This window comes from Cohnella hashimotonis, assembly GCF_030014955.1.
In the GTDB taxonomy this organism is placed as follows: Bacteria; Bacillota; Bacilli; order Paenibacillales; family Paenibacillaceae; genus Cohnella; species Cohnella hashimotonis.
Genome location: NZ_JAGRPV010000001.1, coordinates 1,533,687 through 1,552,844, shown reverse-complemented (window position 1 = coordinate 1,552,844; position 19,158 = coordinate 1,533,687). Strand labels below are relative to the sequence as shown.

Annotated in this window: 12 protein-coding genes and 1 riboswitch; of the genes, 3 read left to right on the top strand and 9 right to left on the bottom strand. The window is 60.0% G+C overall.

Annotation, left to right across the window (positions count from 1 at the left end; genetic code table 11):
• Positions 1–19: 19 nt before the first annotated feature.
• From KB449_RS05950 to KB449_RS05925, 7 genes are all read right to left on the bottom strand, one after another.
• Positions 20–2,344 (bottom strand): histidine kinase, encoded by a 2,325-nt coding sequence (locus tag KB449_RS05950; protein ID WP_282907496.1) that lies wholly within the window; start codon positions 2,342–2,344, stop codon positions 20–22.
• Complete coding sequence (locus KB449_RS05945) at positions 2,341–3,159, bottom strand: alpha/beta fold hydrolase (protein ID WP_282907495.1); 819 nt, start codon at positions 3,157–3,159, stop codon at positions 2,341–2,343. Before KB449_RS05945 ends, KB449_RS05950 begins: the two co-directional genes overlap by 4 nt.
• Positions 3,160–3,319: 160 nt before the next feature.
• Positions 3,320–3,943, bottom strand: a complete 624-nt coding sequence (gene kdpC / locus KB449_RS05940) for a potassium-transporting ATPase subunit KdpC (protein ID WP_282907494.1) — start codon at positions 3,941–3,943, stop codon at positions 3,320–3,322.
• 47 nt (positions 3,944–3,990) lie between these two features.
• A complete protein-coding gene (gene kdpB, locus KB449_RS05935) occupies positions 3,991–6,027 on the bottom strand; it encodes a potassium-transporting ATPase subunit KdpB (RefSeq protein WP_282907493.1) in 2,037 nt (678 codons plus the stop codon).
• A 19-nt stretch (positions 6,028–6,046) separates the two neighbouring features.
• Positions 6,047–7,729 carry a potassium-transporting ATPase subunit KdpA gene (kdpA, locus tag KB449_RS05930; protein ID WP_282907492.1) on the bottom strand — a complete coding sequence of 561 codons (1,683 nt, stop codon included), beginning with the start codon at positions 7,727–7,729 and terminating at the stop codon, positions 6,047–6,049.
• 43 nt (positions 7,730–7,772) lie between these two features.
• Positions 7,773–7,850 carry a K(+)-transporting ATPase subunit F gene (kdpF, locus tag KB449_RS36430; RefSeq protein WP_110468956.1) on the bottom strand — a complete coding sequence of 26 codons (78 nt, stop codon included), beginning with the start codon at positions 7,848–7,850 and terminating at the stop codon, positions 7,773–7,775.
• Positions 7,851–7,979: 129 nt separating this feature from the next.
• Positions 7,980–8,387 (bottom strand): hypothetical protein, encoded by a 408-nt coding sequence (locus KB449_RS05925; RefSeq protein ID WP_282907491.1) that lies wholly within the window; start codon positions 8,385–8,387, stop codon positions 7,980–7,982.
• 111 nt (positions 8,388–8,498) lie between these two features.
• A riboswitch (cyclic di-AMP (ydaO/yuaA leader) is annotated at positions 8,499–8,662 on the bottom strand.
• Between the two features lie 347 nt (positions 8,663–9,009).
• Here KB449_RS05925 and KB449_RS05920 point away from each other — a divergent pair.
• The 3 genes from KB449_RS05920 to KB449_RS05910 all read left to right on the top strand — a co-directional run bounded on the left by KB449_RS05920 (position 9,010) and on the right by KB449_RS05910 (position 11,933).
• On the top strand, positions 9,010–10,602 hold the full coding sequence (locus KB449_RS05920) for an ATP-binding protein (RefSeq protein WP_282907490.1): 1,593 nt from the start codon (positions 9,010–9,012) through the stop codon (positions 10,600–10,602).
• Positions 10,589–11,293, top strand: coding sequence for a response regulator (locus KB449_RS05915; protein ID WP_282907489.1), 705 nt, complete (start codon positions 10,589–10,591; stop codon positions 11,291–11,293). Before KB449_RS05920 ends, KB449_RS05915 begins: the two co-directional genes overlap by 14 nt.
• Positions 11,294–11,522: 229 nt before the next feature.
• The gene (locus tag KB449_RS05910) at positions 11,523–11,933 is read left to right on the top strand and encodes a hypothetical protein (RefSeq protein ID WP_282907488.1); all 411 of its coding nucleotides are present in this window, start codon (positions 11,523–11,525) and stop codon (positions 11,931–11,933) included.
• A 589-nt stretch (positions 11,934–12,522) separates the two neighbouring features.
• On the opposite strand, the gene KB449_RS05905 is transcribed toward KB449_RS05910, so the two are convergent.
• Positions 12,523–13,788, bottom strand: a complete 1,266-nt coding sequence (locus KB449_RS05905) for an alpha/beta hydrolase family protein (RefSeq protein WP_282907487.1) — start codon at positions 13,786–13,788, stop codon at positions 12,523–12,525.
• Complete coding sequence (locus KB449_RS05900; RefSeq protein ID WP_282907486.1) at positions 13,785–19,154, bottom strand: discoidin domain-containing protein; 5,370 nt, start codon at positions 19,152–19,154, stop codon at positions 13,785–13,787. Before KB449_RS05900 ends, KB449_RS05905 begins: the two co-directional genes overlap by 4 nt.
• Between the last annotated feature and the right edge of the window lie 4 nt (positions 19,155–19,158).

The following is a 19,158-nucleotide window of genomic DNA, read 5'->3' as shown; positions in this document are numbered from 1 at the left end:
GACGAACGGCTATGGCCCTTTACTCTCCGGCGCTCCGGTCGAAATCCGCGACGATCAGCATATCGGTTCCCCGGGCCCGGCGAAGCATAAAATGAACGACCGTCTCCTTCAGCAGCGAGTGCCAAAGCGGCCGGCGGGATTGGCCGACGATCAGCAGCGTCGCGTTCAATTCGTTCATTCGCTGCAGCAGCGCTTCGCCGATCCGCTTGCGGCCGCCAAGGGGAGCGATCTCCATCCTCCCGCCCAGCCGTTCGCATAGCTGGCGCAGCGTATCCAAGCGTTTGGCGGCATCGCCGCTCGCCTCGGCGCCCCGCTGCACATAGTGCACATGCCACTCCGCCTTGAGCCGGTGCGCGATGCGGAATCCGCGGCGAATCAGCCGCTCGGCGCGCGGGCCTGCGTCCACGCATACGAAAATCATCTCCTGCCGCCGCCATTGGCCGCGAAGCGAGGCGTTGCGGTCCCAGGCTTCCAGGCGTTCGTCCACGTCGTCCGCCAGTTCGCGAAGCGCAAGTTCCCTTAACGCGATCAGATTGCCGATTTTGAAAAAGGATCCGAGCGCTTGATCGACCTTATCCGCCGCATAGATTTTCCCCTCGCGCATGCGCTGCTGGAGCATTTGAGGGGTAACGTCGATCAGCTCCACCTCGTCCGCCAGCCGCAGAATCGCATCCGGGACCGTTTCTCGCACGCGAACGCCCGTCAGCTGCTCAACCGCGTCGTTCAGGCTCTCCAGATGCTGCACGTTTACGGTGGAAATGACGGAAATGCCGCTGTCCAGGAGGCGGATGACGTCCTCGTATCTTTTTTTGTCCCGGCTTCCCGGCACGTTCGTATGCGCCAGCTCGTCGACCAGGACGACCTCGGGCCGGCGCGCGACGATCGCCTCCGTATCCATCTCCTCCAGCCTGGCCGACTGATAGGGGATGACGGCTCTCGGCACGACAGGCAAAGCACCGACCTGCTCCGCCGTCTCCTTCCTCCCGTGCGTCTCCAGAAGGCCGATGACGACGTCGATCCCTTTGCCGAGCAAGCTGTTGCCTTCCTGCAGCATCTTGAACGTTTTGCCGACCCCGGGAGCCGCTCCGATATAAACCTTAAAGGTGCCCCGGCGGATCGTTTCGATCTTTTTCTCGATCTCTCCCGTGCTAAGACGGCGATATCGCTCCGCGGCCGCCTTGGGCCTCGGCTTAATCGGCAGGATGCGCTCGCCGGTCTGCTCCGCGCGATCCGCCATAATGAACACGTCGATGTTCTTCGTCTTCCGCAGCACCCGGTTGGCGATGGAGCCCTGCCACTTTTCCTGCCAGCGGTTTTTATCGGAATGCCCCATCACGATTCGCGTGACGTTGTTCTCGGTCGCATAACGCACGAGGAGCGACGGAAGCTTGCGCCGGCCGGGAAGCGGCAGCTCCTCGAACTTCGCATCCACCTTCTGGGCCAGCTTTTGAATGGACCGTTTGAAAACCTGCTGGTCCTTGGTCAGCGTCCGCCCGGGACGTACGAACGTCACGACGATCAGATCCCCGTTCAACCGTCTGGCAATCTGCTGTCCTCTGCGCACGTGGAGCGATCCGTTCCAGTGGTATTGCGCCGAGACGAGGATCCGCTCCGCTGCGCCGGAAGGGCCAACGAGCCCAAGCGCCTCGCGATGCTTTTCCAGCGAATCGTTGACGCCCTCCGCCATCAGCCGCAGCGAGATTTCGCGCAGCACGCCGAGGTTGCCGCGACGGCACATCGCCGGATGCCGCCGGTCGCCCAGAATGCCTTCGTCGATTCGCTTCAGGATCGTCTCCGGCGACACGTCGATCAGACGCACCTCGTCCGCCAGCTCCAGCGTGTCGGAGGGTACCGTCTCCTCCGCGCGTATGCCCGTAAGCTTGTAGACGATCTCGTCTTCCCCTTCCAGCTCGTACACGTTGATCGTCGTAATCACGCTGATGCCGTGATCCATCAGGTAGCGGATATCCTCCAGCCGCGTCTTGAACCGCGCGCCGTCGCGGTTGCGGTGGGCCAGGCCGTCGACGAGCACCACCTCCGGGTTGCGGGCAAGCAGCGCGTCGAGCGGCAGATCCTTCTGCTCGATGCCTTCCTTATGCCAATGAATGCTGGGCACGCGCTCGAGCTCGAGCGTCTGCTGCACCGTTTCCGCACGCTGCATCGTCGTTACCGCGCAGATCACCACGTCGATCCCCTGCTGCTTCAGCAGATTGCCTTCCCGCAGCATATGATACGTTTTGCCCGACCCGCTGACCGCGCCGATGATAACCTTCAGGCGTCCGCGATGCAGCTTCGATATCGAGTATAAAATCTCCTCCGGCGTTTTGCGCCGAAACTCCGTCATCCGCTCCCCTCCTCCCGCCGCGGCCGCAGCGCCTGCCGTTCCAGAAATTGTTCGATCACATCGTTAAACGAATCCGGCTGGCACAGGCTGCTCGGTTCGTTCGCGTCGGGAATGATCGCCAGCCTGGCTTGCGGCAGGTGGGCGACGACCTCTCTCATGCGCTCGACGCCAAACGCCGTGTAGTCGCCGACGACGCCTAATGCAGGCCGGGTAAATTCGGTTAAACGTGTCGAGTAATCGATGCGCCTGGTCGCCAGCCGCTGCCGGTACAGCTCTCGCGGTCTCCGGTCCAGCACATTTCGCCGGAGCTCGCTGTAAGCGCGTCCCCACCGGCGGTACGCGAGCCGCAGCGAGGGGAGCAGCAGCTCGCCGGGCGCGTAGTAATCTACCCAGCTCAGATACGCGGCAGCCAGCTGAAGCTTGCCCAGAAACGTGGATGCCTCGCTGCGGCAGAAGCTGTCCGCGATGACGATCGCCTTGACCCGCTCCGGGTACTGCGTCGCAATCTGCTGCACGATCAAACCGCCGTAAGCGATGCCGACGAACACCGCTTCCCGGATATGAAGCGCGTTCAGCAGCATGATCAGATCCAGGCACTGCGTATCGATAATGTCATCCGGAGACTGCCGCAATTCGCCCGAGCGGCCGTTGCCGCGCAGATCGCAGGCGATCACCTGATAACGGTCGGAAAAGTAATCGAGCTGGGGCTTGAACATGCGATGCGTCCAGCCATGCCCGTGAATGAACAGAAGAGCGGTTCCGCTTCCTTGCGTCTCATAGTAGAGCGACGTTCCGTTAAGCTTGGCTACCGGCAAAAGGATACACCTCGTTTATATGCGAAAAATGCGATAAAGACCGCCGTTGGTCGGACAAAGCGACACAATGAAAAAATTTCAGATCGGCAGCGGAACAAAGGGACAGATAGGCAACCGCCCCGTCCGTCATAACAGGCACGGACAGGGCTTTGAACGATTTTTATTTGCCCAGCTTTTCCTTCAGGGCGAGATTGAGCTTCAGCACGTTCACCCGCTTGTCGCCGAAAATGCCCAGGTCGCGGTCTTCAGTGTAAACGTCGACCAGCGACGACAGCTCGGCCGCGGATAGGCCGGTCAGCTTGGCGATCCTCGCAATCTGCACAAGCGCCGACTGTGGCGTAATATGCGGATCGAGCCCCGAGCCCGAATTGGTGATAAGCGCGATCGGCAGCCGATCGACCGGCACGTCCGGATTTTCCTGCCGCCACTTCGCGATCGATTCCTTGGTGCGGGCGAGCAGGTCCGGATTGGAAGGCCCGTAATTATTCGAACCGGAAGCCTCCGCTTTATAGTCGATGCTTGAGACGCGACCCTGGAAGTAGCTTGGATCCGTGAACGGCTGTCCGATCAGCTCGGAGCCTACTACGTTGCCGCCGTTGTCCTTAAGCAAGCTGCCGTTCGCCTGGTGTGGGAAAAGCAGCTGCGCGAGCCCCGTGCTGACGAGCGGATAGACGATACCGCATAAAATGATGAACAGCAGACTGATGCGAACGGCGATCCAGAGCGTCGAGCCGCCCGAGCGCGCGCCGTCGTCGTCCTGCCGGTCCTGCACAAGCGTACTCATGGCCGATTCCTTCTTTCTTTTCAAATGGGTTACTCGCTGTCGCGCAATCAGATCCACACGTGAACGAGCATATCGATCAGCTTGATGCCGACGAAGGGCGCCACGATCCCGCCGAGGCCGTAGACGAGCAGATTGCGGCTGAGGAGGCGCGAAGCGCTCATCGGCCGGTAAGCGACGCCTTTCATCGCCAGCGGAATGAGCAGCGGAATGATGATGGCGTTGAACACCAAAGCCGATAAAATAGCCGACAGCGGCGAACCGAGCTGCATGACGTTCAAGGCGTCCATCTGCGGAATCGCCAGCATGAACATGGCCGGGATGATCGCAAAGTACTTGGCGATATCGTTGGCGATGCTGAACGTCGTCAAGGCGCCGCGGGTCATGAGCAGCTGCTTGCCGATCGCGACCACCTCGATGATCTTGGACGGGTCCGAGTCGAGGTCGACCATGTTGGCCGCTTCCTTGGCGGCCGTCGTGCCGCTGTTCATCGCAAGCCCCACGTCCGCTTGCGCGAGCGCCGGCGCGTCGTTCGTCCCGTCTCCGGTCATGGCGACCAGCTTGCCGTCGACCTGCTCGCGCCGGATCACCGCGATCTTGTCCTCCGGCTTGCTCTCCGCGATAAAGTCGTCCACGCCGGCTTCTCTCGCGATCGTCGCCGCAGTCAGCGGGTTGTCGCCCGTGCACATGATCGTCTTGATACCCATCGCGCGCAGCTGGTCGAACCGCTCCTTCATCCCGGGCTTCACCGTATCCTTGAGATAGATGACGCCGAATACCTGCTTGTCGACGGCTACGGCGAGCGGCGTGCCGCCCTCCGAGGCAATCCGGTCCGCTTGCTTGCTTAGATCCTCGGGTACGACGCCGCCCTGTGTCGCCACCCATTTGCGGATCGCGTCGACGGCGCCTTTGCGGACCTGGCGTCCGTCCGGCAGATCGATGCCGCTCATCCGCGTTTCCGCCTTGAATTCCACGAAGCTGCCGCCTTCGCCAATCGCAGCGTCGAACGTTTTTCCGTTTTTTTTCATCCATTCCAGCACGGAGCGGCCTTCCGGCGTCTCATCCCGGATCGAAGCGATCGCCGCCCAGGCGGCCGTCTCTTCGATGCGGGCATCGCCGACCGCTACGATGTCGCTCGCCATCCGGTTGCCGAAGGTGATCGTACCGGTCTTGTCGAGAATCATCGTGTTGATGTCGCCCGCGGCCTCGACCGCCTTGCCCGACATCGCGAGCACGTTGAACTGTGTCACCCGGTCCATGCCGGCGATGCCGATCGCGGACAGGAGCCCGCCGATCGTCGTCGGAATCAGACAGACCAGCAGCGCGATCAGCACCGGCACCTCCAGCTTGACGTCCACGTAGGACGCGATCGGTCCGAGCGTGACGACGACGATCAGGAAAATAATCGTGAGGCTGATCAGCAGCGTATTCAGCGCGATCTCGTTGGGGGTCTTCTGCCGCTTGGCGCCTTCGACGAGCGCGATCATCCGATCGATGAACGTCTCGCCGGGATCGCTCGTAATACGGATCTTGATCCGGTCGCTGACAACCCGCGTGCCGCCCGTTACCGAGTTGAAGTCCCCGCCCGCCTCCTTGATGACAGGCGCGGATTCGCCGGTGATCGCGGACTCGTCGACGGATGCCAGCCCCTCGATCACTTCGCCGTCCCCGGGAATCATCTCTCCCTGCGAGACGACGACGATATCTCCCTTGCGAAGCTCGGTCGAGGGCACCGTTTTTACGCCGCCGCCGTTAACGACCTTATTGGCGGTAATTTCTTTTTTCGTCCGCTTCAGCGTATCGGCCTGCGCCTTGCCTCTGCCCTCGGCCAGCGCTTCGGCGAAGTTGGCGAACAGCACCGTGAACAGCAGGATCAGAAATACCGTCAGATTGAAGCCGATGCGGTCCTTCGCATCGAAGTAACCGGGAAAGAGCGTCATGAGCAGCACGATGACCGTGCCGACCTCGACAACGAACATGACCGGATTTTTCATCATGACCGCCGGATTCAGCTTGATCGCGCTCGCCTTCAGGGCGTCTGCGACCAGCGGTCCGGAAAACATGCTTTTTTTGCGTTTATCGTTCACGGCTGCTTCACTCCATCTCTTATTGGCGAATCGTCAGATGCTCCGCGACGGGTCCGAGCACGATCGCAGGCAGGAAGGTCAGCGCGCCGATCAGAATGACCGTCCCGATCAGCAGGAAGGTGAACAGCGCGTTATCCGTGCGGAACGTGCCGATCGTCTCGGGCACCCATTGCTTGCGCGTCATCGAACCGGCGACGGCCAGCAGCGCGATCATCGAAACGTAGCGTCCGAAAAACATGACGAGGCCGGTCGTAACATTCCAGAACGGCGTATTGTCCGCCAAGCCTTCAAAGCCTGAGCCGTTGTTGGCGGCAGAAGACGTATATTCGTACAGCACCTGCGAGATGCCGTGAAAACCGGGATTCGATATCGATCCCTTGCCCAGATCGGTCAGGAAGGCGATCGCCGTCGGCGCCAAGATGATGAACGGATGGGCCAGTATCGCGACCGCGATCAGCTTCATCTCGCGCGGCTCGATCTTGCGTCCGAGGAACTCCGGCGTCCGGCCGACCATGAGGCCGCAGATGAACACGGCGAGCATCGCGTACATCAGCATGTTGACGAGGCCGACGCCTTTGCCGCCGAATACGACGTTCAGCATCATCTCGGCGAGCGGCACCAGACCGCCTAGCGGAGTCAGCGTATCGTGCATATTGTTGACCGTGCCCGTCGTCGCCGCCGTCGTCACCGTCGTGAACAGCGCGGACTGAGCGATGCCGAAGCGAACTTCCTTCCCTTCCATGCTGCCCTGCGAAGCGTCGATGCCGAGCGCTTCCAGCGCGGGATTGCCGCTCTTCTCCGCCGTGTAGGCGACCGTCAGAAACACGAGGAACAGCGCCATCATCGCCGAGAAAATAACCCAGCCGTGCTTGCGGCTCTTCGCAAATCGGCCATACGTGAAGGGCAGCGCCGCGGGCAATGCCCACATCGACAGAATCTCGATCACGTTGGTCAACGCGCTTGGATTCTCGAACGGATGCGCCGAGTTCGCGCCGAAAAAGCCGCCGCCGTTCGTGCCCAGATGCTTGATCGCTTCCAGCGAGGCGACCGGTCCGATAGCGATCTGCTGCGCGGCGCCCTGCAGCGTCGTCACCGACAGCGTCGGATCCAGCGTTTGCGGCACCTGCAGCGCCACCAATACGAGCGTTACGAGAATGGCAAGCGGGAAAAAAATCCGGGTGTGCGATTTGACGAAGTCCTCGAAGAAGTTGCCCAGCGTCCTTCCTTTGCTCGTAATGCCTCTGACAAAAGCCACCGCCACCGAGAACCCGGTCGCCGCGGACGTGAACATCATCATCATGATGACCGCCATCTGCGAAAAGTAGCTTAAGCCCGTCTCGCCGCTGTAATGCTGCAGGTTCGTATTCGTAATGAAGCTGATGACCGTATTGAGGACCAGCGTCGGCTCCATGTTGCCGATGCCGTTCGGATTGAAAGGCAGTCCGCTTTGTATCCGCAGCAGAATGTAGCTGACCGCCACGAGCACGAAGTTGGTCGCGACGAAGCTGAGCGCGTACCGCTTCCAGCTCATCCCCGGACGGACTTTAAGTCCGAGTATCGCGAAGATCGGCTTCTCGGCCCAGCCGAACAGTCCGTCGGTCCGATTGGGAGCGTTGGAGAAGACGTGGAAAACATAATTTCCGAGCGGCTTGGCGATCAGCACGAGAATGCCGATGACGATGACGATTTGCAAGAGATCCATGGCCTTTCCTCCTTGGGCTAAAGCGACTCAGATAAGCGTATCGTTAAAATTTCTCCGGGTGCAGCAAGGCGTACACCAGGTAGATCAGCAGCAGGCCGGTGAAAATCAGCACGATCGTCATGCGCGCTCGCCTCCCGCATCGTCGATCGATTTGTCGCACCAGATTACGAATCCGGCGACAAGCGCAAAGGCGGCGAGTAACGTCAACGTCATCCAAATATCGAGCAAGGTCATACACTCCTTTTTAAAATCAATCGAGCAGACGGCTGAGCAAAAATCCGACTTCCCCGGTTTGCGTACGCACCACGTATCTCGCGCCCAGCTTTTTGTAAATGACTTCCGGATGCCAGGCATGCGTAACGACAGTAATCGCAAGACACGAGCACCCGGTCGCCCATTGCAAATACCGGCAGGTCAGCGGCAGGCTGGATTCGAAAATGAACACCCGTCCGATCGGAAATGCGGGCGCGGCGGCGTTCTCGTTGATACAGGAAGTATTTACATGCACAACTTCGCTTACTCCGATCTTCCGCAGCGCCTTTTCTTCTCTGCCGTTGTTCGTAAGCGCGGCTACAGGCAGCTTTTTGTACAGCGCCTGGCGAATGAAGTCTCTCCCCGCCGCATCCGACGCAGCCACTAAAATACGACGTTGTTCCATAAGCTCCCCCTCCTAAGTAGGAAGAAGGCAACAAAAAAGAAGCCCGGCAAAGGAGGAACCTTTCCCGCGGCTTCTGATCAAGACCGTCGTCTTGGATCGCGCGCGACAAGTGTTGCCTCTCCGATACGCTTGCGAGGTTAGCTGTCGGATTCGGGCGCGAGAGCCGCCCTACGCCGGGCACTGTCATGTGCCTGGCGATTCACCCCGTGGAGCCGTATATGGCCCCGATTGGTTCCCCCGTTCCTGCTCGTTCCAGGATTCAGCGTCTAACGATTTTGTGAAAGCCATTTGTTAAAACAGTCTCGCAATCCCTTCCCTCATCAAACCGTCAATCCGCTGCCTCCGTGCTAGCCAGGCACCGTTCTGCACGTATCTTACGCCCGGCTGAACTTGCTGTAAAGGAACCCAAATCGGATTTAAATGGATATTCGATTAAAATCGATAGAAATGGAAATAAAAAAGGTACTGTTCTCCCGTTTTCTCTCGAATACTGAATATTATTAAGATTATGAGTGATTTTTATAGTATTTTTACACCTCTTTACGGTTTATTTTCTTCGCTGTTTACAGTAACCTTAAGGAAAACGAGTCCGGAAATTCGTGCGGGCGGGAAGTGTAAATTCGTGCGGAACCTGCAAGCTTTATGGGCGCGCTGGCGGCCTTATGCAAGCATCACCCTTCTGGTCGCGCTCATGACGGTCGTCATGCATGTGCTCGGCCTCGCGTTCGATCTGGTGAATATTGCGCTGATCTATTTATTTCCGATCCTCGTCAGCGCGGTCTGGTGGGGTCTTCGCCCTGCGATCTATGCGGCCGTACTCGCGATCGTCGCGCTGGATTTCTTTTTTGTCCCGCCGACGCTCAGCTTCTCGGTGGCGGACCTGCGTTATTTGGTATCGTTCGCCGTCTACGTGGCCGTCGCCGCGCTGACCGCCAGCCTGGCTTCAAGGCTCAAGCAGCAGTTGCTTTATGCCAAGCAGAGAGAAGCGCAGACGACGGCGCTATATACGCTGAGCAGGCAGATGAACGCGATCACCGACGTGAACGTGTTGCTCGATAACGTCTCCCGTCAAGCGGCGCAATCGATGGGCAGCGAGGTCGCCATTTATATGCCGGACGCAAAGGGCACTCTGGTGCTTAGCCACCGCTCCGCCGCGGATAGCGATTGGGGACGAGGCGAAGCGGAAAAAGCGACCGCCAAGCTGGCCTTCGATCACGGCGAAGCGATCGGCTATGGCTCGCATACGCTGCGCGACGCGCCCGGCTGCTATTTGCCGCTGCGAACCGAGGAGCGCGTATACGGCGTGCTCGCGCTTAATCTGAAGGAGCGGAAGAGCTTGTTTACTGCCGGACAGCGAGAAATGCTCGAGGCGCTTGGCGGACTGGCCGCTAGCGCCGTCGCCCGCGCGAAGCTGGCCGAGGAAGCCAAGATCGCGCATCTGACGGCCGAATCGGAACGTCTGCGCACGGCGATCCTGGATTCCGTTTCCCATGAGCTGCGGACGCCGCTTGCCGCGATCATCGGCTCCGCCACCGTGCTGGCGTCGGACGACGCGCCGTTCACCTCCGAGGACCGGAAGGAGTTGTCGATCAATATTCGCGACGGCGCGCTGCGGATGAACCGGCTGGTGAAAAATCTGCTCAGCATGGTGCAGCTCGAGAGCGGCATGCTGCGGCTGCGGAGAAACTGGTGCGACGTTGAGGATCTGGTCGGGGTAACGCTGGCCCAGGTTCAGGACTACAAGGAGCATCGCAAGTTTAGAGTGCGGCTGCCCGAACACGTCCCGTTGGTATCGGGCGACGAAGTGCTGCTGGAGCAAATGCTGGCGAACGTCGTCGGCAATGCGATCAAGTACAGCCCGGATTACAGCGAGATCGACATCGCGGTGTCGTTCGACTCGGACACACTGGTCATTGCGGTGGCCGATCAGGGGATCGGACTTGCGGAGGAGGAATACGGGCGGATATTCGACAAGTTTTATCGTGCCGATGCCACGAGGCAAGTAACGGGCACGGGCTTGGGCCTCGCCATCTGCAAAGGAATCGCGGAGCTGCACGGCGGCACGATATCGGGAAGGCGCAACGAGCCGCATGGCACGGTAATGACGATCGCGCTTCCGCTGGGCGATGCCGGCGAACGGCAGGACCGGCGGGACTGGCAGGACCGGCAGGATCGGTTAAAGGAACAGGAAACGGAGAACGATGGCGATGAATGAGCAAGGCGCACGAATTTTGATCGTGGATGACGAGCCGCAAATTCGCAAGCTGCTTCGCGTAACTTTACAGGCATACCGATTCGTCATTCACGAGGCGGCGACCGGCGAGGAAGGGCTGCAGCAGGCGGCGCTGGTTCGGCCGGATTTGATTTTGCTTGATCTCGGGCTGCCGGATCTGCCGGGCCTGGAGGTGCTCAGCCGCATCCGGGAATGGTCGCTGGCGCCGATTATCGTGCTGACGGCCAAGGATCGGGAGGAAGACAAGATCGTGGCGCTGGACGGCGGGGCGGACGATTATGTGACCAAGCCGTTCAGCATGGGCGAGCTCGTCGCCCGCATCCGGGTGGCGCTGCGGCATGCGGCTTCTCAATCGATTAACGAGCCGGTCCTGACGTTCGGCGCGCTGACCATCGATCTGATTCATCGCGTCGTCGAATTGAACGGAGAGCGGGTCAAGCTGACGCCGACCGAATACGACCTGCTCAAGCTGCTGGCCGTGAGCGCCGGCAAAGTCGTCACCCAGCGGCACCTGCTGCAGCAGGTGTGGGGCGATCAGCATAGCGAGTCCGACAGCCACTACCTGCGCGTGTACATCGGCCACCTGCGCAAAAAGCTGGAGGCGGATTCGACGCAGCCGCAGTTTATACTGACGGAGCCGGGCGTCGGTTATCGTTTTCGTTCGCGGGACTGATAGCGGAATTGGCTCGCGAAACTGACCGAACAAATGCCAATGCCAAAGCAAATGCAAGAGACGACGAGATTTATCGCAAAATGAGTGGTTTTACGAGCCTTGCTTTACTGCGGCTGAAAAATTTGCCTTTAAGATAAGCCTATCCACTATCGCTGCATTTTACAGATCGAGCGGATCGGCCTATCATAAATGGCAAGCCGTCGCGGCTCGAAGGGAGAGATACCGTAACATGCAAGTGCAAGCCATCGAAACGCCGGCCGCTCCGGCAAGCTCATCGCCAGTCGTCCTCATCTTTAAGCTGGAGCTTTTCATCGTACCCTTCGTTCAAAGAGACCTCGACTGCGATCGAATTCATTTGCTGTTATCCACGAATGCCGGACCGGTCGCGAGCGAGTGGGTGCTTGAAGCTTGCGATAAGCCGTCCGATTGGGTGACCTGGTCGAATGGCTTGCGGAAGATACTGATTGCCAAACAGCCTTTCGACGCGCAGGAGCTAGAGCGGAGATGTTGCGGAAACGACGTATATTCGCATTTGGCTCGAACCGCGCTGCAGCAGTTGATCGGCATGGAACAACCCGTTCGTGCGGATCGTCGGGAAAGACTCATGGAGAGGGCGTCCCAGTATGTTTGTTTGTTTTAGCGTGCGGCGCTTTGCATTAGCTAATTTTGCGCATTCGTATCGTACATAAATTGCGTCTCTCGCGCTGCGACGTCTGCCGCCGGAAGCAACAATGCATCTATTTCCCTCAATCAACCGGATTGCCGCAGAAGCTTTGAATAAAACATGAAAAAATAGCCGGCGTTAGTGTCCTGCTTCGATTATCGGTACCTTTCCGGGGGTAGCGAAGGCGACGATCGTGCCTTTTGGCGCTTATCGCTGCCTTTACGAGCTTCGCGGACGCTCCGATAATGTCTTTTTGCGCCTATCGGCACAGGATCGAGCGTCCCCGATGAGGAAATAATGCCCATTTGCACTTATCGGCGTAGAGGTACGAGCGTTTCCGTGTAACTTCGATCCGGGAGGCGGTCTCTACAGGAGTTGCACGGTTATTCCGTGTAACTTCGGTCACGGAAGGCGGTTTCTGAGGGAGCTGCGCGATTTTGCCGTTTATCTCGCTCTCGTGAGGCGGTACATATGCCGCTTTTTCGACTAGCCCAACATCCGAACCCTGGTCATCCCGTTAAAAACAGGCCTCGATCGCCGCGATCGAGGCCTGTTTCATGCGAATCTAGCGCGTGCCTTCCAGTTGAACCAATTGAGAAGATACGGTAAACGACCTTGCGCCGTCCGTTCCGACGATGTTCACGTAGTAGAGCTGCGTTGCGGGTGGAGGCTCGGCGCGAATCGTGCCGCTTAACTCGTCGACGATAGCAGGAACGGTGACCCATGGCGTGGTCGCCCGGCAAGCGCCGTTTTCGCCGTCGACGGCATAGGATAGCGCGCTTTTCGAGCAGCGGACGTATGCCTGCGTTACGGAGACGCCTGACGGTGACTTAAAAGCCAGCTCGATCCCACGGCCGGCCAACGCCGCAGGTTGGCGGACAATTCGGATTAGCCCGGGCCCTCCCTTCGTCACGCCGTCCGCAAACTGGTAAATTTCCGAAGGTGCCCATCCCTCGGCATGTCCGTGCCCCATATCGGGCAGCAGGCAAAGGCTCCCTCCTGTAGCGGCGGCGGACTTGCTCGTGGCGTCCGGGGAAAAAGCGTAGTCGAGATCGCCGTTCAGCCATAGCGTCGGCATCGCCACGGCATCGAGATAGACGGATGGGTCCCATAGCGAAGCGATGGGGTCGGGCGCCATTTTCGAACGGAAGTCGCCATGGGACTCCTGCAAATAGCCTGAACCATATACCGGGACGGCAAAAGCGAAACGGTCGTCCTGCCCGATCGCGAGGCTGGCGATAAATCCGCCCCAGGAGATGCCGACGATCCCGATCTTGCCGCCGTCGATCCTGTCGTCGGCACGGAGGATCGTGCCCGCGAGCAGCGCCTTGGCGACGGCAAAGTACATCCACTGCTCGGACAAAGGCCGGCCGATCGTCGCGAACGTCGGATCGCCCTTGGGACCGGCCAATTCGGAATCGTCCCGCTCGTAATCCCAGCTCCCGGGCGCAATCGGCTTGTTTCCTTCCGTATCGATGGCGATGGCCGCATAGCCGAGAGCGCGCCACTTGTCCGCCCATTCGGCGAACGCCGTGCCAAGACCGCCGTGAACGAGCACGACGGCCGGCACCGGCGACGCGTCGGATGCTTCTGCGGGGACGCTCATATAAGCGAATACCCGCGTCGGCCGGCCGAGATAATCAAGGCCTCGGAAATACAAGGCCTTGACGATGTCCCCCGAAGCGGACCGGTAATCCAGCTCCGGGCAGGCTGTGACGGCGGGCATGCGGTAGACGGGAGAGTCCCGATCGAACAGCCGCTTCCCGCCCGCAAGCGAATCAAGCGAGTCAAATGACTCTAAAGAATCCCGCGAATCAATGAAATCATTCATTCGAAAATCTTGACCTCCCTGATTTGCGACGTTCCGTTCCAGCCGCTCGCGATATCCAGCCTCACGTATCTGGCGCTCGCGGCCGGGAACGTGTAGGTCGTATCGTTCTCGCCGTTGTTTTTCGCGATGTACACGGTCGTCCAGCCGACGCCGTCGGCCGACACCTTAACGCTGAACTCTGCCGGCCCCAGCTTTTGCGCGAACGCGCTGTTGCGGGCGAATACCTCAACGGCTCCTACGCTTTTAACGGCGCCCAGGTCGAATTGTATCCAGGACGGCGGAGCGCCGACGCTCGACCACATGTTACTATCGGAATCGGCAATGCCGTCCATCGCCTTTCCCGCCTCGTAGCCCGCTCCCTCCGACGACGCGGTGGCCGCTGCGATCGGCAGCTCCTTCAACGCTTGGCGGAATGCGAGCTCCTTGATCGCCACCTGATCGCCATAACCCTCCGTAATGCTCAACCGAATATAACGCCCGTTCGCCGGCGTCCAGGAATAGCTGCCGAAGCGGTTGCCTTGGTCGGCGACGGTGAGCACGGGCGCGCTCCAGGTCGTACCGTCGGACGATACCTGTACCGCGAACGTCTTCGGTCCGGCGCCGCGCCACTGGATATCGTCCACCGCCAGCCACGAATCGGCAGCCCCGTCCACCGCCTGAAAATAAACCTTTGTGCCGACATAGGCGGATACGTCCCACGTCTCCGTCACGAATGAATCGCTCTGCGGCGGCTTGGCGCTAAACAAGATGGCGTCATCCGATGCTCTTCGCAAATAGTAAAAGTTCTGGTCGTTCGTACCCGAAGGGCCGTCGTAGCCGGCCTTGCGGAAAGAAAACGTCCCGCTCTCCAGCGTAAAGCGCTCGCTCGTCAGCGTCCCCGTCGGCGCATTGCCGTTCAGATAAGAGGCCGCATAACGCGATCCGCGGAACCCGCTCACGCTTCCGTTCGGATCGTACAGCAGCGGGAACGAGCCGAAGGCCGTGCCGGTCGTCGTCCAGCCTGCCCAAGTGCCGATCTCGAAGTCGAAGTTGCCGAGCAGCTGCAGGTCGTCGAACGCAATCCAGCCTGCGCTGCCGTCCGATGCATCGGTATCTTCCACCTTGAAATAAACTTCCTCGCCGATGTACGCGGACACGTCCCAATAAGTCGTCGTGAAATGATCGCTTTGCGGCGGTTTGCCTACGATGAGCGGCGTATCGTCCGAAGCGCGCATGAGCCAGTAGTAATTCTGGTTGTTGCTGCCGCCCGGTCCGTCGTAGCCCGCGCCGCGGAACGACAGGATCGGCTTGTCGACGACGAAGCTTCGGCTGGTCAAGATTCCCGTTGCGGTGCTGCCTGCGGCATGCGTCGAAGCGAAATATTTGCCGTCGTAGCCGGGCACGGACGCCACGGTCTTGCCCCAGGGACGCGTCGGATCCGTCTTCTGGTAGGTAGGCGACAACCCGAAACCCGTTCCGGTGACGGTCCAGCCGGCGTAGGTTCCCCGTTCGAAGCCAAGATCGCCGCTATATCGGACGTCGTCGATTCCGAGCCAAGCATCGGCGCTTCCGCCATTTCCGTCCACCGCCTGCATATACACGCGCGTCCCCATGTAAGCCGATACGTCCCAGTTTACAAGCTTGAAGCTGCCGCTTTGCGGCGGCTTGGCCGTTAGCAATATGGCGTCATCGGACGCCCTTCGCAGATAGACGAAGTTTTTGCCGTCGGTGCCGCTCGTTCCGTCGAAGCCGGCGATGCGGAAGGTCAGCAATTGTTTCTCGGGCAAAAACTGGCGCGAATTAAGCGTGCCTGTTGCAGCCTGCCCCCCGGCCAGGGAATCCGCCCAATAAACGCCGCGCACCCCCGTCACCGTCCCGCCGTGATCCGCGCTCGAAGGCGCCGTTCCGAATGCTGCGCCGGAAGCGCTCCAGCCCGCAAAGGTGCCCTGCTCGAACGAGAAATCGGCGACCGCTCCCTTGTCTTTGTAGTTGCTGAGCGAGACGCTGTCGAAGCCGATCCAGCCATAGGCGGCATCGACGTCGGCATCCGTCGCTTCCAGATACACCTCCGTTCCGATCGATGCTTGCACGTCGAGCTGCCGCGGCACGAGCGCATTGCTTTGCGGCGGACGGACGACATAGAGCGGCGTGTTGTCGGACGCGCGTTTAATCATGATGTAATTTTGCCCGTTCGTGCCTGCCGGGCCGTCGTAGCCGGCGATTCGCAGGCTCAATACGTCTTTGTCGATCATGAATTTCGGACTGCGCAGCTTGCCCGTGATCGAGTCGTCGCCCCACCTCGAATCGGCCCAGAACTTGCCTTTGATATTCGTCACCGAGCCGCCGTGCGTTCCCGAGCTCGGAGCTGTGCCGAATGCGGCGCCGGTGACGGTCCAGCCGTCGTATCGCCCGTCCTCGAACGAGAACAGCTCGTTCTCGTCGGCATCGGCGTACGGGTACAAGTCCATGCCGGCAACCGGGTACGCTTTGCCGAGATCAACGGTCAGCACTTGCGGATTCGCCACCGACGCGCCTCCGCCCAGCCAGTAACCCGAGTCCTCCTTCAGACCGTCGGCTACTTTATCCGGCGTATAGGGCGTATCGGCCATGCCGGCCGATACGCCCGCGATCGGCAAATACCCGTAGGGCAGCGCCTGCAGCGTTAGCGGCTGCGAAGAAGAAGCGGTATACGTAATCAATTTCTGCGGCGTATTAAGCGAGGTCTCCCGAATGGTGCCTCCGCTGACATGGTTCCACGGCGTTGTGACATCCAACGTCACCGCCTGCCCGTTCAGACCGGCGCCGGTCTTGATCGTCATCGTCTGCCCGTTCCCCTGGTACTGGGGATCGGCGACCTCTCCGTTGGATGAATATTGACCGCCGGCCATATACTTCGGATCGGCGACGACGACGACCTTGCTGTCGTCCAGCTTGTTCGTGCCCATATAGGCCGCGTGGAAGCGATCGCCGTCGTACGCGACTTCCCGCACGATTCCCGCATGGTCGGCGAAGTCGTGCAAGATTTTGCCCATGAATTCATCGTGGAACAGCTCGCTGTCGCTGACGGGAATGGTGCTGAACAGCACTTTGCCGGCGCCGTAGCCATATTCCGCCATGATCGTACGGCCGCTGCCGTCGACCAGCACGGGCGTCGCCCCGCTGACGAGCGAAGTGAACGCCTGCGCCTGGCTGCCGTCTTCCACGGCGAACGTCGCCGTCTCTCCCGGCTTCAGCGAAGTCAGCCAGGCCGGCTTGTTGGCAGCCACGCTTGCCGTGCGGCTCGCGGTCGTCGTCGCAGCGGCGCCCCCGGACAGTCCCATCATCCAGTCGGACACGTTCGTCCCGCCGGAGATGGAGCGGGTCGACAGGTTCAGCTTGTAGTTAAAGCTGTCCTTGCCAAAGCCGACGATGGCGCCTCCGCCTTGAATCCAGCTCAGCAGGTTGCTCTGCGCCGTATCGGACGTGAGCGTCAGGCTGGCATTGGCCGTTACCAGCAGCTTGTAGTTCGACAGCGCGCCGTCCTCGATCAGAAAATCGTCGACGATGTCCGGACTGTCGATATAATGGGACCAGCTGGCGAACGGACGGACGTTAAAGCCGACGCCGTGATCCTTGTCGTAAATATTCATATAGTCGTCATAGCGATAGCCTTTGCGGTAGTTGCTGGAGTAAAAAGAATTATAGACGGCGACATCGCTCTGCGCCGGCAGCGGGTCGACCGCCAGCAGCCGCTTCGTTTTCTCGGCGAACTGGTTAAGCTCGTGCGTAGGCGTATAGCTGGCCGAGGGGTCCCAGCCGGTCGTATGCGGCGCGCCCACCCAGCCGCTGCCGATAAAATCCTCGGCCAGATTGCTGTTGTTGAACGTGCCGATGCCCTTCGACATCAGCCCGAACATCGTATCGTCGCTGATCTCGGCCGATTCATAATTGGCGTTGTCCATCGCCGTAGCGTAGCCGTAAAAACGAGCGGCGGCGGCCAGCGCCGCGGAGCCGAACACTTCGTCGGACGAGCTGCCCGCCAGGACGAACGGCTTGTAATCGCCGAACACTCTCGCGACCAGCCCCACGCTGGCCTGGCTCTCCATCGGACTGAACAGATTCGTGCCGTCGATCTCGACGGACAGCGGCTTGTCCGTGACGGCCCTGACGTCCGAAGCCGTCTGCCGCGCGAACGCCACGACATAGTCGCGGAGCCAGAACATGAGATCCGACCAGCTCTGACGGGCATCGTAGGCGCCGGTCATGCCGGTCCTCAGCGGCAGCGGCGGCTGAACGCCGCTCCACGAAGCATAGGCGGTTCCCCATGCCGAATTCAGCGCGGCGAGGCTGGCATAGTGCGCCTGCAGCCACTCCCGGAACCGTGCTTTGGCATTGTCGTCGTAGACGTACAAAGACGGATTCACGATATCGCCGCCGAATATTTCCATGCCGCCGAAAAATCCCGGACCCGTAATCAAATGAGACCTGACGTACGGATTGTCCGCGAAGTGTGCGGCGACTTTTTTAACGAAGGCTTTGGATAACGTCAAGTAATCGCTTGCAAAAGGATTGCCGCGGATCGAGGTGTCGAACGCGTTGCCGTGCTCGTCCACCATCGGATCGCTTAATTGCGGCCATGCGGTCGTAGTGAGACCGATATTCTGGCCGAAGGCCATATCGAAGCCGTGGCTCGCGAACCGCGCGACCGTCTCGTCCGCCTTCGCCCAGTGGTAGTTGGCATCGACGTCCGGATCGCCGCCGTTCGGAAGAATCTGTGCCGCATAATCGGGCGCATAGCCGCCCAGAGCCATATTTACCAGCTGAACGTTCGCCTTTTTTAATGCGTCGAAGCCTGCCTCGGTGAGCCTGGAGAAATCGTAAGGATCGCCAGCGGCCAACGTGCCTACGCGATAAGGGTAAATCTCCGAAAACGGATAAGCTTCCCGAATTTGCATCTTGCCGCCAAAGCCAGCCGTCGCTTTGACACGGATATACCGGGTCTTGAGCGGCGTCCAACTGCTGTAGGTCCGCTTGTCGGCCGTTAAATGAACCGTACGCTGGACCGTATAGGAGACGCCGTCCGCGGACGTCTCGATCGTAAAATCCTTCGGTCCGCTTCCGATTTCGGGGAAAATCTCGATCGCGCCGGCATATTTGAGGCTGCCGAGGTCAAAAGAAATCCACTGCGGACTCGCGGCCGAAGGAGCGGCGTTCGCCGCCCACCGATTGGCCCCGCTGTCGTAAACATGGTCGACGGCTTTGGCGGGCTCGTAGCCCGTCTGACTGGAAGATGCCGCAACGTAGCTGATCGGCAATGCCGCATTGCTGGCGCTTGCCGACCGGTCGCTCCCCAGCAAAGCGGCGATGGCGACGATCGTTCCGGCTGCGCAGGCTTTTATCGTTCTCACAGGC

Excerpts from the sequence above, each read along its gene's own strand:
- kdpC (WP_282907494.1), bottom strand. The coding sequence starts at position 3,943 with ATGAGTACGCTTGTGCAGGACCGGCAGGACGACGACGGCGCGCGCTCG.
- KB449_RS05910 (WP_282907488.1), top strand. The coding sequence starts at position 11,523 with ATGCAAGTGCAAGCCATCGAAACGCCGGCCGCTCCGGCAAGCTCATCG.
- KB449_RS05905 (WP_282907487.1), bottom strand. The coding sequence starts at position 13,788 with ATGAATGATTTCATTGATTCGCGGGATTCTTTAGAGTCATTTGACTCG.
- KB449_RS05950 (WP_282907496.1), bottom strand. The coding sequence starts at position 2,344 with ATGACGGAGTTTCGGCGCAAAACGCCGGAGGAGATTTTATACTCGATA.
- kdpF (WP_110468956.1), bottom strand. The coding sequence starts at position 7,850 with ATGACGATCGTGCTGATTTTCACCGGCCTGCTGCTGATCTACCTGGTG.
- KB449_RS05915 (WP_282907489.1), top strand. The coding sequence starts at position 10,589 with ATGGCGATGAATGAGCAAGGCGCACGAATTTTGATCGTGGATGACGAG.
- KB449_RS05925 (WP_282907491.1), bottom strand. The coding sequence starts at position 8,387 with ATGGAACAACGTCGTATTTTAGTGGCTGCGTCGGATGCGGCGGGGAGA.
- kdpA (WP_282907492.1), bottom strand. The coding sequence starts at position 7,729 with ATGGATCTCTTGCAAATCGTCATCGTCATCGGCATTCTCGTGCTGATC.